Source organism: Paraburkholderia mimosarum LMG 23256 = NBRC 106338, assembly GCF_000739815.1.
In the GTDB taxonomy this organism is placed as follows: domain Bacteria; phylum Pseudomonadota; class Gammaproteobacteria; order Burkholderiales; family Burkholderiaceae; genus Paraburkholderia; species Paraburkholderia mimosarum.
Map to the genome: position 1 here is coordinate 16895 of NZ_BBJJ01000057.1, position 13367 is coordinate 30261.

Genomic DNA, 13367 nt, shown 5'->3' on the forward strand with positions numbered 1-13367 from the left:
AGATTGCGCGCTATGCAGCGCCAGGTTCAGGTTCGGGACCGACAGCCGTTCGGGCGAGAGCGGCCTCCGGTATCTATTTCGAAGGGAACGACACGGCACTTGCCTCGTCATCTCATTGGCAGCGGACGCATGAGCCCGCCGTCGGTCCAAAGCGCATTCAGACCACGATCCAGATGGTAGGGCCCACCCGTCGTACGCTGGAATATCTCGCCGTAATTGCCGGTCGCAGCAATAACCCTGGCGGCCCAATCATGTGCCAGCCCCAGCGCCTGAGCAGTCGCGAAGTCGCGGCCGAGCAACTGTTCGGCCCGCATGTCTTTCCGTTTCGACGCCGCTGCCACGTTACCCTGCGTGATTCCCAGGGCTTCCGCCTCGATCAATGCGCTGACCGTCCAATCGATCAACAGCGCGAACTTCTGGTCGCCAAAGCGGTATGCGGGGACCATTGGATTAAGTCCGAACCGTTCCGGGAGGAATACGAAATCGTTGGGTCCACGAAAGTTCGCGCGCGACTGCGCGAGCCGGGACTCCGTGCCTGCGCCAGCATCACACCGACGGACAGCGATGGCCGCGTCCATTTCACCCTGCTCAGAGTGGCTCATGAGCCCGTAAGGAATTCTTCGCGCAGTCATTTCGTCACGCAGAACTCGTTCTGTCGGGCTCATGTCAAGTGCGCAAATGAGCTTGTCACGCAGGCCCGGCAGATCCGTAATGCCGCTGTGCTTCGAGACCAGCAAACGCTGGGCGTCGTAAAAGATGGGCGGTCCAAACCCGACGCCGAAATGCATCGCCGTCGATGCCGAAGGCGAGATGCCGATTGCAACCTGGATCGTGCCTTCCTTCAGCGCATTTAACGCCTCCGGCTCGGCAGGAAAGGACCTAATCGTGAGGCTGCTTTCGTCGTTGAAGATGGCGACGGCCACAGCACGGCACACCTCAGCTTCCAGGGCCGAGAGATTGCCGTGGATGTCCTCTCCATTCCAGTCGTCGGCGCCGAGGACCGTGCCGCATTCCAGGTGGTGAGTGGCGCGGATTGAATCCAAAGTTTGCGCGTGCACGGCGCTGGCGAGCGCCATCAAGCCGACGGCCAGGAGACCGGGGAACAAGAGACCTGAGAGTAGGCGAAGCATGCAAAAGTCCAACCAAGTCGGAAAGCGAAAAGGATGGAGGTCGAGTTCTCCATCCCTCGTGAGCGATCTTCAGCCCGCATGCAACATTTCAAGGCGAAGCAGGATCAGGGCGTCCAGGTTCCGGAAGTAGGCGTGCCAGGCGATTGGGTCGGACGCGGATTGACGTCAACCGGATACGGATCGATCGGCTCACCCGCCTTGTAGGCTGCCAGAGACGGAAAGTCGGTTGGCAAGATGCCGATCGCCTCGCACGCACCATTCGTATAGCCGTTCGGCGCATAGTTTGGCGTTGCCAGGTGAGGCAGTGTTGCGACGACGTTCTGCGGGAAGGTCGCTCGCGCGGCTGCGATGGGCTCCTTTTCCCCCCGCAAAATGTCGTAATCGAAGGCTTCCGTCAGGTCGCCAACCTCGTTGTCCGGATCATCCGAAGGACCGAGGTTCGGCTGTCCCAGTGTCGTGGCGCCCAACTCGCGCCCCCGCTTCTCGTCTGGCAGCGAGGCGAGCGGCACGAGACCGTACAGTTCGTTGATGAATTTGATCACCGAGCCGTGCTCGCTGTAGCGATGTGATATCTTGCCGGCCTTTGCATAAGGCGAGATCAGGATTGTCGGAATACGCGGACCGGCCGCAAGCGGCGAGCCGTCAGCAAAAGTGCTGCGCCGGTGCGGCGAAACATGGTCGTAGAACCCGTCAGTCTCGTCGTAAGTGATGATGATTGCGCTTTCCGCCCAGTATGGACTATTGGCAATGTCGTTGATCGCCTTGGCCGCGAACGCCTCGGAGATCTGTTGATCCGAGTAGGCCGGGTGATCGTCGTTGCCGAGGAACGCGTGCTGAATGGCCGGCGTTGGATTGACTGGCACCAGCCCATCATTGTTGTCGTAGCCGCCGCGCAGGTAGAACACGCCTCCTTCTGGCGGCAGCTTCCTGGCTTCAACGGCGTCGAAAAAGTCCTTGGCGCCGTGCAGGTTATTGTTCAGTACCTGCGGATTGTCGGCGAGATAGCCGAAATATTGAGGACCGTTGTGATGTAACACATAACCGGTGTTCAGGCCCGGGTCGTGGGCAGGATTCGGCGTGGTCGAGTTTTGCGGCTCGTACGGGTCGGACGCATCATGGTTATTGAAGCCCTGCTGGTACCAACCCCAATTGACCGCCGGGTCAAGGTCCGAAACTACCTTCATGTCCTCCTGGATATCCGCGAGGTCTGCAGTCGGATTCTGGTCGGTCGCAGTAATTTTCTTGACGTTCTTACCCATGAACGACAACGGTTGGCTGGCGAAGGTCAGATTCAACGTCGGGTTGGCCGGATTCTCGTCGAAGTTAAACGGGGGCTTGACCGCGTTGGTGTCGAGGTTTGAACCTGGGAACGGGCCCGGATCGTTGACAACCGGCACGAACGCATTGCTGGTGCTCGGCATGACCTGCGAGCCATAGCTCGCGCCAATGGGATTCGGGAAGGCTGGGTTCGCATAGGTCACCGTCGCGCCTTCATTATTGTGCCGTGCCCATTGCGTCTGACCGGACTGGCCGGCGATAAGCGCGATCGCATTCGGGGTCGAAGGCCCGACGATTGACTGACGGAAGTTATCGAACAGCACGAAGTTCTTCGCCCAGTGCCACATGAAGGGGATCGTGTCGCAGTCGATGTGGCCGATATCCGTCTCGGCTTTCTGCTTTTGCGCGAGCGAGATTGCGGTCGCGGGTACGCCCGTTTTGGCGACGATGTTGCCTTGCGCGTCAGTCGTGAGACCTTCTTGGTCCATAGCGTAACGGTCATTCGCCGCGATACCGGTGGCCGGGTCGACATGCAGACTGTTCGACATCCCTTGGTGGCTGTGATCGACCGAAATCTCGTCGGCCGGATAGATCGGCACAATCTGCCCGGCGGCGGTTTTGACCGCTTGCGGCATCAGGTACGGGGAGACCGTCACCGTGCGGAGCGAGGTGTCGAGGTATCTTTGCGTGAAACCGGGCGTCGCCTTGGCAGGCGTCGCGCCGCGCGGCGCACTGAAGAGGCCGTTGGCGCCCGGGTAGGTGCCGAAGAAGTGGTCGAACGACTCATTCTCGTGATAAATCACGAAAACAAACTTCACCTTGCGGCGCAGCAGCTCGATCTTTTCCTTAAGCGACAACTTGTCAAGGTCATCGTTGTCGTGCTGGCCGTCGTCATGCCTGAGACCTTGCTGTTGTCCATCGTCTCGCGGCCAGTCGTCTTGCGGAAACGACACCGTGGGGTTCGACAGCAGCGCTAGCGCCGCGACCAAGCCAGTCGTACGCCTAAAGGACTCTGCAAAAGACATGTTCACCCTCCCCATGTGAATCGGCCAATCCCGGCATTCTTGCTTTTACGTCATGTCAGGACGATGACGTACAAAGCAGGAAAACTACCGATTGAGGCGAGCATCGCGAAACGCGTTCCCACCTGGAGGTGTCGCACGGCCTGGATCCTTCTGCCATACCCGAAAATTGAGAATCCCCTTCAAGCCGCGCCAATGCTGGCTCTTTGGTATCTCGCATGACGCCCCCGGCCTCCGGAGAGGCGATCGCAGTACGCGGTATATGGGATGTGTGGTGTCCATTGATGACGCTTCGCATCCTGGCGTGGCCGAATATTGACCCGTCGACCCGGTGTCGACGGGAGCCTCCGACGATTTACGTTGGGTGCAAGGATCAGGGGCGCAGCCAGCCGTTGCCCGATACGAGCCCTGTGCCGCAACGACAAAGCTGCCGGACAGCAACGGCGCCTCGCACGCCTTGTCCTGCGGGACGGATTGGCCGGTAAGCAGCGATTCGTCGACTTGCAGCCCAGAGGAAGCAGCGACGACACCGTCGCCCACGATCTGGTCGCCGCGCTCGACCGCAATCATGTCGTCTTTCGCGATGTCGGCGATCTCGACCTCGATCGTGTGGCCCACGCGGCGCACGCGCGCATGAGGTTGCTGCAACAGTGCGAGGCGAGCCGTCCGCCCACGCCCGAGAACTAAAGATCAGCACACGATGAAGGTGGCGAACACCACGGCGCTGCGGACCTCGAGCGCCGCACGCAACACGACGCGAAACGCGGGAAGCGGCAGGGGCAGCTTGCGGTTCTCTCCCAGGCGCCGATAAATGTTTTCGACGTCGATGATCGCGTCGTCCGCCACCTCGCCGAGTGCGATCGCCGGGCCACCGAGCGTCATCGGGTTCAGGCTCACCCCGAACGCGGTCAGCACGATGATCGCGACCAGCAGCGACAGCGGAATCGATACGGCGGAGATGACCACAGTGTGCACGTTGAGCAGGAACAGGGACAGCACGGCGATAACAAGCACGGCACCGACGATGAGCGCCGTGCGCAGGTGGCCCACCGCGGCCTCGGTAAAACTGGCGGGCAGGAAAACGTTCGCGGTCACATCGATGCCTTGCCGTGCGAGCACAGGTTCGAGCCCGGCAAGCGTCTTTTCGATGTCGCGCGTGACGGCCATCGTGTTGGTGCCGTACTGGCTCTCCAACTGGAACATCACGCCAGGCTTGCCCATGATCGACGCCCCACCCGCGGGCGGTGCGCTACCCCACGTCACGCTGGTGACGTCGCCGAGGCGGACCGCTGCCCCGTTGCTCGAGCGCAGCACTACGCCGGCGAGCTTGCCCGGCGTGCCAATCTGCCCATCGGCGTTGACCGCGATGCGCTGATTGTCGTTCTCGATGAATCCTGTGCCGCGCACACCGGTGGATTGCCGCGCCGCGGCAATGACGTCCTGGATGGACAGGCCGTAATGCATCAGCTTCGCGGGATCGAACCGATTGGTGGACACATGCCGGCCTCTCAAAGCGTCACTGGGTAGGCGTGCTTAATCGACCGCATACGATTGATTTCGGTCCAGCAGTCGGCTTCGATCATGACTTCAACATTAGTTATCCTGATCGGTCGATATTCATGGGGAATTCCTGCACGAGTCCGCGCACAATCGCGTAGACCGCTGGCAGCGGATCATCATCACGCTGCCAGTCAACGGGCGCATCGAGATCTGGGCCGGCAAGACGGCACTCGATAAGGCGCGCAAAACCCTCACGCACAGCAGCCGGATGCCGCCCCTGAAAACCCAGATCCGCGAACGCCTGCTCCTCGATATCGAGGAGCAGGCGCCACGTCGGCGCCGGAACCCGGTGCCCCGGCAATCCCCGCCGCAGGCCCGCGTAACGCTGCGCGAGCAATACGACGATGCGCTGCAGGTCGAGGGCCGCACGCTGGATCGCCCTTTCAAGGGCGACGGGATCAACCGCCAGGTCGGCATTGCCTTGGTCCATCGAGGTATCCAGGGTTTCGACCATCCTTGCCTCCCGCAGATGACTATCGTGCCGACCGGCGAACCGCCGCCGTGCATTGCGCGAGCAGGTGACGCATCTGCGCGAGATGCCGGTCGGCAACCCCATGATCGGCGTCTGCGCGAGTCGACCGACGCGGCGTCGGCGGCCACACGCCAAAATGCCGGCAAACGGCCGATATATACGGTTTTGCACAGCCGCCGTCGGACTGCTCGCGTTGCGCGATCACCCGCCGCGCGGCGTCGGCAACGCGGGCATCGCCGACATGTGTGCGCAGCCAGGCGAGGGTTTGCCGATCGTCGTCGTTGAGGATCCGGACCAGGTGCTCCATGCTCGCCCCTGTTCATCCATACAGGTGTAAATATATACAGCATTTTTGAGGACAGCAAGGCGGACTGTCGCGTGCTGGACACGCGTCGCGCTTTCTGGGTAAATGCGCCAGTGTCGGCCAGTTCGTCCGAGTCGGCGAGATGAATGAACGCATGGACAACGACCTCAAACAATCTGGTGAACTCCTGCAGATATCGGCCGACGTCGTATTTCATCGCGACGTGCTGCGCATGGCCATTCCCGCCGCAGCACCCAACCAGCCGGGACAAGTGGTGCGCGAACCCCAGCTCGCGCTCGACTTCCCGGACGATGAGAACGAAGACGCATGCTAGAGTAGGGCAGCGTTTCGGCCACCAGGGAGGGAAGGTTGGATCATCACGATGTTCGGCGCCTGGCAGCGGCCACCCATCTCTGCACCCAGCTCGCGGTGAGGCTTCCCCAACTTACGGCGACTTCAGCGGCCACGGACGGGTCGGACCGCGACCGGCAACTGGCCCGCGTGCGTGCGGCACTGGCTGGACAGGTCAGCAGGCCGCAACGTCGGGTCCGCACCGGCGCACCACCTTCGATGTTGCAGGACGATGTGATGCACACCTCGCTGTTTTGAGAACGCCCGCAACGCGCCCGGTGTCCGAATTAGGCGCACGCCGTCAGCGATCGGTAATATCTAGAGCATGCCGAAGTCTATTGCCTGTGCCGTGCATCCTCGGTCCAACATCAATACGAAGAAGGGGAGTCGGCGTGAACGACGACGTGACATTCTCGTTGAGCCAGCTTGAGGGCATCGCGGACGCATTGGGCGACACCACTGACGGTCTGACCGGGCCAGAGATCGGGCTGCTGCTCGCCAATGCGAGGATCGACGACATCGCCCCCGGCATCACGAAACGCAAGCGCCTGCTCAACGCCTTTCTGAACTGCCAGAACGAGCTGGGACACCGCCGGCACATCCTGGCCTTCATCCGGTTTGCCATGAAACCGGAACGATACGCGCGCAGTCCCGAGCGATTCGAGCCCATGCGCGCGCATCTCAATCGCAGTCTCGCGTTCGCCGCGCTTCAGGTCGAGCAGAGCGGCGAACTCGTGTCGGGCGACCGCGCATCGACGCTCCCGGATGCCATCCGCCGGGCGAATGACCTGCGCGCGGACCTCGCGGCGCGTGGCGCGCATCCGGACGTGCTCGCGTTCTGCCGGTCCGAACTCGTCGCTGACAACTATTTCCATGCGGTGCTCGAGGCGACCAAGAGCGTGGCGGCCAAACTTCGCGAACGGACCGGACTGACGGATGATGGCGCGGCGCTCGTCGACCGCGCCCTCGGTGGCAATCCGCCGATGCTCGCGGTCAATGAGCTGGGGGACGAGAGCCAGCTGAGCGAACAACGGGGGTTCGCCAATCTGGTCAAGGGCATGTTTGGCATGTTCAGGAACACCACGGCGCATGCGCCGCGCATGCACTGGAACATGACGAGGAGCGACGCCGAGGATCTGCTGACGCTGGCGTCACTGATTCACCGACGAATCGACGCGGCGGTGATGCCCGCGAGACTATAGGGACGACAACCGATGACTTCGTTTTCCAGGCGCTTCGGTTATGGTGCGGCCTCGAGCCCCGCACCGATCTCCGTGCGGGAAGATGCGCCGCACGAATTGCGCGGCGTGCTCGTCGATCTGGCCTACGAGAGCGGACTGAGGCCGACGACGCTGCGCAACATCGTGTGTCCGGCGCTGCGCGTGCGCGCGGACCCGGGCAACTGGTCCGACTTCCCGAACGTCGACAATGAGGTGCGCGATCTCGTCGACGACGCGCCCTGGTACAAGGTCTACGATATCGCGGAAGCCATCCACCGGGCCGTGCAGGCTGGCCATGCTACAAAGGCCGCCGAGCACTTCCGCGAAGAACTGAACGCCTATTTCGTCGAGCGCGGCATCGGTTGGGAACTGCACGACGATGGACTGCGCTATCGCGGCCCGGAAGGCTTCGAGACGGTGGTGAAGCATGCGCAGACCGACGTATCGGCGCACGGCCACCTGACCGCCGCGAACGAACTGCACCAGGCCATTGGCGATCTGTCGCGCCGACCCGAGCCCGATCGCACCGGCGCGATCCAGCATGCGATGGCGTCGCTTGAGTGCGTTGCGCGCGAGGTCGCCGGCAGCACGGCAACGCTGGGCGACGTGATCAAGGCGCACCGTGATCTGATGCCCAGGCCCCTGGATGTCGCCATCGAAAAGATCTGGGGCTTCACGTCGGAACGCGGCCGCCATCTCATCGAGGGACGCGAGCCGACAGCGGAAGAGGCCGAGCTCATTGTCGGACTGGCCGCGGCGATCGGCGCCTATCTCGCGAAACTCGGCGGATGACCCGACGCCGGGGCGACAGGAAGAATCCGATCCGATGCCCTTCGCGGACAATCATTTTGTCTCAATCCGACCCATGCACATCTCTAAAGTACTGATCCGTAACTTCAAGTGTTTCAGAAGCGATTTTGTACTGGAATTGAACGAGGGGATGAACGTCCTCGTCGGCGACAACGACTCAGGCAAGTCGACGATCCTGGAGGCCATCAATCTCGCGCTCTCGGGCGTTTTCCATGGACGTTTCCTGCGCAACGACCTCTCTGAACACGTATTCAACCGCGAAGCCGTCGAAGCATATGTCGCCGACCCGAAGGCGGGTCCGCCCGAGCTGCTGATCGAGCTCTATCTTGCCGGCGAAGGGGTCGACGAATACAAGGGCAACGGCAATTCGCGCAAGGACCAGGACGCCGCCGGGATCAGGTTCGCGGTTCGTCTCGACGAGCAGTATCGCGACGAGTATGAACAGTTCCTCAGGAGCGGCGTCACCGGGCTCCCGGTCGAATACTACGAGATCGTCGTCGAATCTTTCGCGCGAAAGGCGCTCACTACGCGTGGCATCTCGTTGTCGGCCGCGTTCATCGATTCCTCGAGCGCCCGATATCAGAACGGCTCCGACGCCTACGTATCGCGCATCATCCGCGATTTTCTGGAAGACAAGGAACGCGTCGCGCTGGCGAAGGTTCATCGCGAAATGGCGGATGCGTTCCGGCAGAACGGCGCGGTCGGCGAGGTCAACAGGAAGATCAATGAGGCCAATGATCTGCTCGACGGACGGGAGCTGTCGCTTGCTGTCGACCTGGCCGCCCGTAGCGCATGGGAATCGAACCTCATCACGTGCATTGACCGGATACCCTTTCATTTCATCGGCAAGGGCGAACAGTCACTCGCCAAGATTGCGATCGCCCTCGCGCACAAGCGGGCACAGGATGCGAACGTGCTGCTCGTCGAGGAGCCGGAGAACCACCTGTCGCATTCGCGCCTGAACCAGCTGATCGACATGATGTCCGCTGCGAACGGCGCGAAGCAGATCGTCATGACGACGCACAGCAGCTTCGTCGCGAACAAGGCGAACCTCTCGCATCTCATCATGCTCCACGACGGCAAGACAACGCAGTTAAGCGAGCTCGACCCGGAGACGTCGACGTTCTTTCAAAAGCTCGCCGGATACGACACGCTGCGCCTTTTGCTCTGCAAGAGGGCGATACTCGTCGAAGGCGATTCCGACGAACTCGTCGTCCAGAAGGCCTACCAGCTCAAGTACGGCAAGCTGCCGATCGAGCGCGGCGTCGACATCATTTCCGTTGGCACGAGCTTTCTGCGTTTCCTGGAAATCGCCGAGAAGCTGCAGAAGTCCGTCGCCGTGGTCACCGACAACGACGGCAACGTGGACGCACTGAAGAAAAAGTACGAGCGCTATCTCGGCGAGAACGAGAAAGCGCATATCCGCATCTGCTTCGACGATGCCATCGACATGCGCAAGGAGATCGATGGCGAGAGCTTCAATTTCAACACGCTTGAGCCGAGGATGCTCGCCGCAAACGGTCGCGACGCGATGAATCGGATTCTCGGGACGGCGTTCGACTGCAACGAAAAGCTCATGAAGCATATGCGCGCGAACAAGACCGACTGCGCCCTGAAGATCTTCACGTCTGGCAAGAGCGTGACGTTCCCCGCGTACGTGTCGGCCGCGATCGACGACTGACATGGCAGACGCGAAGCAGAACAGGATCATCATCGCCGTCGCCGGGTCGGGAAAAACGACGCGCCTCGTGAACGAAGCGCTATCGAGGCCCGACTCCAGAATCCTGATCACCACCTATACCGAGGCCAATGAAGCCGAGATCGAGAAAAAATTCATCGAAAAGAACGGATGCGTACCGTCGAACGTCACGTTGTCGGGGTGGTTCGCTTTTCTGCTGCAGCACGGCGTTCGCCCCTATCAAGGTTGCGTCACCGAAACGCGCATAGCGGGATTGCATTTCAATCAGGGTATCTCGGCGCAGTACACGAAAGAAACCAGTCTTGCACACTACCTGAACGGGCAAAACCAGATCTACCGCGACAAGGTGTCGAAGTTCGCCCTGAAATGCGACGGGTTGTCGAAAGGGAGGGTGCTCAGGCGCATCGCTGGCATCTTCGATGCGATCTTCATCGACGAAGTGCAGGACATGGCGGGATACGATCTCGAGCTCATCGAGCTTCTCATGGACTCCGCCGCCGGCGTCCTGCTGGTCGGAGATCCCCGTCAGGGTACGTATTCGACCAGCGATTCGCCGAAGTACACGAAATTCAAGAAGTCGGGCATTGTTGCGTACTTCAGACAGCTCGTCGCGGCGCGGACCGATACCCTCCTCGACGAAACCTCCCTGTCGGTCAACCATCGCTGCCATCCGGCGCTGTGCGAGCTGTCCGACGCGCTCTTTCCGGATTTTCCCCGCTCGACGTCGTCGAATACGGACGCCACGGGGCACGACGGCATTTTCCTGGTGCGTGAACGTGACGTGAAGGCATACCTCCGCGCCTTCGCGCCGATGCAGTTGCGCTACTCGCGAAGCACGTCCGTGTCCGACGATACCACCGTCTTGAATTTCGGCGAGTCCAAGGGACTCACGTTCGAAAGAGTCCTGATTTATCCGACCAAGAATTTCGTGGGATGGCTCAAGGACGGGACCACGGAACTCAAGCCGGACGTTCGGGCGAAGTGCTACGTGGCCCTGACTCGTGCACGCTCCAGCGCGGGAATCGTGATCGGCGACAACATCGACGTCCCCGAGATTGCGGTGTGGACACCCTGACCGGGTGCAAGCCCGGGCGGCAGCGGAAAAGGCCGAGCGCATGGTCGGGACGGCGGCCACCGGCGCCTGTCTCGCGAAACGCGGCGGATGACGCGACACCCGAGCGACACCGCAAATCAGACTCGACGGGCTTCGCCGACGGCCAGACGCAAGGCGCGCCGCAACGCCCGCGCGAGACCGATCGCGGTCCTGGGATGAAGCTACCGCGCGATGTAGTAATCATGGCCGTCGAACTCGACCACGAGGCCCATCTCACCGTGGAGTCGCGATCGCTGCGCGACGGATCCAGACGATGCCGCTCGACGGTAATTCAATGGCTTGAAAAATTGGCAAATTCCGTGAAGGCCGTGAGGCGGCAAATGTTTGCAGAGAGCGGTTGTACCGGTACCGGGCAGCGTGGGAGCGGTTGCAGCAATTCATGGTGAGTCGACGACGCTCAGCGCTCCCGGCGGCCGCGAGCGTTTAGCGGGGGGCGAACGGAAGAGATCGGTCAGGGAATAATCGATGCTGGACAGATAAACCTTATTATCTGTCCATGTCTGTTTTTGCTCTAAACTGGCAAGCATGAAAACGCGTGAGACCGCCCCCATCAGCTTCCCCAACGACGCCGAGCTGGCTGCGCTGCGCGCCTGGTATGCCGGGCTCGACGCTCGCGCGGCCGTCGCGCGCTATCTGGGCGACCGCATGGCGCCTGGCGCCTCCGCGCGCGGCGTGCTCGGCCACATCCGCCGCACCCTGGTCGCATTCGCGACGAGCCGCCAGCGGGTCGACCTCGCAGAAACATTCGGCGAGCGATCCGCCGTGTCGGCCGCCACCGTCGCGCACGCGATTGAGACGTTGCGCAGCCTGCCGGCACCGGTGCCGCACATTGCCGACGAGATCGACCGGTGGTTGCCCCCGCGCGCGGTAGCCGCCCTGCAGGCGCATGGCATCCGCACGCTGGCCGATCTGACCGTGCGGATTCCGCGCCGGCGCCGCTGGTGGACCGCGATCGCCGGTCTCGGCGGCGCCGGCGCGCGTCGCGTGGAGGCGTTTTTTGCCACGTACCCGGCGCTGACCGAGCGTGCGCGGGCGTTGATTGTCGCGGCACCGACCGGCAACATCGTGCCGTGGGAGCAGTTGCGCGTGCCGCACGAAGTCGATGGATCGCACGGACAGTTCCGGGCGCCGCAGACCGCCTGTCTGCTGAACGCACCCAACGACTACGAAGCGATCCAGTCCTGGCTATCGCTGCACGAGTCGGCCGCTACGCAGCGCGCCTATCGGAAAGAGGCGGAACGCCTGATTTTGTGGGCGATCATCGAGCGCGGCCGCGCGCTGTCGTCGCTCAATACCGACGACGCGATCGCGTACCGGGGATTTTTGCGCCGGCCCACGCCGCACGAGCGTTGGGTCGGGCCGTCGCGGCCGCGGCACAGTGTCGAATGGCGGCCGTTTACCGGCGCGCTCTCCGCCCGATCGGCGGCGTACGCACTGAACGTCCTGTCAGCGCTGTTTCGCTGGCTGGTCGAGCAGCGCTACGTCCTTGCGAATCCGTTCGCCGGCGTGAAGGTCAAGAGCCACGCGCCGCGCGCGGGACTGGACGTGTCTCGTGGTTTCTCCGAAGGCGAGTGGCTGCTGATCCGCGCGCTCGCCGATGGGCTTGAATGGTCGTACGGCTGGAGCGCGCCGGCCGCCCAGCGCCTGCGGTTTCTGCTGGACTTCGGCTATGCGACGGGCCTGCGCGCCAGCGAACTGGTTGGCGCAACACTCGCCGACGTTCGCCGGGATGAGCACGGCGATCATTGGCTGCACGTGCTCGGCAAGGGTGGCAAGCGCGGTAAGGTGGCGCTGCCACCGCTTGCCCGGACGGCACTCGATCAGTATCTCGTGCAGCGCGGCCTGCCGGTCACACCCATTCGCTGGAACCCGGCGACGCCGCTCGTCGCGAGTCTCGAGGAGGAGGGCGCACACATCGAAAGCACGAGGCTCTGGCGCGTGCTGAGGCGGTTCTTCGTGCTGGTCGCCGATGTGATCGAGGGCGAACGGCCCGCGACGGGGGAAAAGTTGCGCCGCGCAAGCCCGCACTGGATGCGGCATACGCACGCCTCGCACGCGCTCGCGCGGGGTGCCGAGCTGATCATGGTGCGCGACAATCTGCGCCATGCGTCAATTTCGACGACGTCGACCTATCTGCACAGCGACGAAGTGCAGCGAGCCCGGCAGTTCGACCAAGCGTTTGCCGCACGGAGTTGAGTGGAAGGCGGTTTATATCGATTTGCGGGTACGCGCGAGAGTTTTCCAGTGTGTGTTGGAGCTCGGCTCCGCGGCCATCACTTTTCCAGCAGCCGCACATCGTATTCTACACGATGTTCTGGATCGGCATGTTCCGGTCCTTGCCGTTCACGCTGGTCGTTGTGCGTGTTGTATTAGCTGTATTAGCTGTGCAGCTAAACCAACGCTTTCT

General features: G+C 62.2%; 10 protein-coding genes and 1 pseudogene. 6 read left to right on the top strand and 5 right to left on the bottom strand.

What is annotated here, in order from left to right:
- Window positions 1–107 precede the first annotated feature (107 nt).
- The 5 genes and pseudogenes from BMI01S_RS28160 to BMI01S_RS28180 all read right to left on the bottom strand — a co-directional run bounded on the left by BMI01S_RS28160 (window position 108) and on the right by BMI01S_RS28180 (window position 5444).
- The gene (locus BMI01S_RS28160) at window positions 108–1130 is read right to left on the bottom strand and encodes a type 2 periplasmic-binding domain-containing protein (protein WP_036045012.1); all 1023 of its coding nucleotides are present in this window, start codon (window positions 1128–1130) and stop codon (window positions 108–110) included.
- 104 nt (window positions 1131–1234) lie between these two features.
- Complete coding sequence (locus BMI01S_RS28165; protein ID WP_161635528.1) at window positions 1235–3433, bottom strand: alkaline phosphatase family protein; 2199 nt, start codon at window positions 3431–3433, stop codon at window positions 1235–1237.
- A gap of 84 nt (window positions 3434–3517) precedes the next feature.
- Window positions 3518–4057, bottom strand: a complete 540-nt coding sequence (locus BMI01S_RS39435; protein WP_306303740.1) for a P-type ATPase — start codon at window positions 4055–4057, stop codon at window positions 3518–3520.
- A gap of 69 nt (window positions 4058–4126) precedes the next feature.
- Window positions 4127–4909 (bottom strand): annotated as a pseudogene (locus tag BMI01S_RS28175) (efflux RND transporter permease subunit); the annotation flags it as partial.
- 118 nt (window positions 4910–5027) lie between these two features.
- The gene (locus tag BMI01S_RS28180; RefSeq protein WP_051381419.1) at window positions 5028–5444 is read right to left on the bottom strand and encodes a DUF2471 family protein; all 417 of its coding nucleotides are present in this window, start codon (window positions 5442–5444) and stop codon (window positions 5028–5030) included.
- A gap of 476 nt (window positions 5445–5920) precedes the next feature.
- On the opposite strand from BMI01S_RS28180, the gene BMI01S_RS28190 reads away from it, so the two are divergent.
- The 6 genes from BMI01S_RS28190 to BMI01S_RS28215 all read left to right on the top strand — a co-directional run bounded on the left by BMI01S_RS28190 (window position 5921) and on the right by BMI01S_RS28215 (window position 13156).
- Complete coding sequence (locus tag BMI01S_RS28190) at window positions 5921–6100, top strand: hypothetical protein (protein ID WP_036045015.1); 180 nt, start codon at window positions 5921–5923, stop codon at window positions 6098–6100.
- Between the two features lie 409 nt (window positions 6101–6509).
- Complete coding sequence (locus BMI01S_RS28195; protein ID WP_028231055.1) at window positions 6510–7319, top strand: TIGR02391 family protein; 810 nt, start codon at window positions 6510–6512, stop codon at window positions 7317–7319.
- A gap of 12 nt (window positions 7320–7331) precedes the next feature.
- Window positions 7332–8129: an AbiJ-NTD4 domain-containing protein gene (locus BMI01S_RS28200; protein WP_028231056.1), complete on the top strand. Its 798-nt coding sequence runs from the start codon at window positions 7332–7334 to the stop codon at window positions 8127–8129.
- A 73-nt stretch (window positions 8130–8202) separates the two neighbouring features.
- Complete coding sequence (locus tag BMI01S_RS28205) at window positions 8203–9828, top strand: ATP-dependent nuclease (protein ID WP_028231057.1); 1626 nt, start codon at window positions 8203–8205, stop codon at window positions 9826–9828.
- Window position 9829: 1 nt separating this feature from the next.
- Window positions 9830–10921 carry a UvrD-helicase domain-containing protein gene (locus BMI01S_RS28210; RefSeq protein ID WP_028231058.1) on the top strand — a complete coding sequence of 364 codons (1092 nt, stop codon included), beginning with the start codon at window positions 9830–9832 and terminating at the stop codon, window positions 10919–10921.
- 564 nt (window positions 10922–11485) lie between these two features.
- Window positions 11486–13156 (top strand): phage integrase family protein, encoded by a 1671-nt coding sequence (locus tag BMI01S_RS28215; RefSeq protein WP_028231059.1) that lies wholly within the window; start codon window positions 11486–11488, stop codon window positions 13154–13156.
- The last annotated feature ends 211 nt before the right edge of the window (window positions 13157–13367 follow it).

Coding starts and splice junctions, on each gene's coding strand:
- BMI01S_RS28160 (WP_036045012.1), bottom strand. CDS start 1,130: ATGCTTCGCCTACTCTCAGGTCTCTTGTTCCCCGGTCTCCTGGCCGTC.
- BMI01S_RS28165 (WP_161635528.1), bottom strand. CDS start 3,433: ATGTCTTTTGCAGAGTCCTTTAGGCGTACGACTGGCTTGGTCGCGGCG.
- BMI01S_RS28180 (WP_051381419.1), bottom strand. CDS start 5,444: ATGGTCGAAACCCTGGATACCTCGATGGACCAAGGCAATGCCGACCTG.
- BMI01S_RS28190 (WP_036045015.1), top strand. CDS start 5,921: ATGGACAACGACCTCAAACAATCTGGTGAACTCCTGCAGATATCGGCC.
- BMI01S_RS28200 (WP_028231056.1), top strand. CDS start 7,332: ATGACTTCGTTTTCCAGGCGCTTCGGTTATGGTGCGGCCTCGAGCCCC.
- BMI01S_RS28205 (WP_028231057.1), top strand. CDS start 8,203: ATGCACATCTCTAAAGTACTGATCCGTAACTTCAAGTGTTTCAGAAGC.
- BMI01S_RS28210 (WP_028231058.1), top strand. CDS start 9,830: ATGGCAGACGCGAAGCAGAACAGGATCATCATCGCCGTCGCCGGGTCG.
- BMI01S_RS28215 (WP_028231059.1), top strand. CDS start 11,486: ATGAAAACGCGTGAGACCGCCCCCATCAGCTTCCCCAACGACGCCGAG.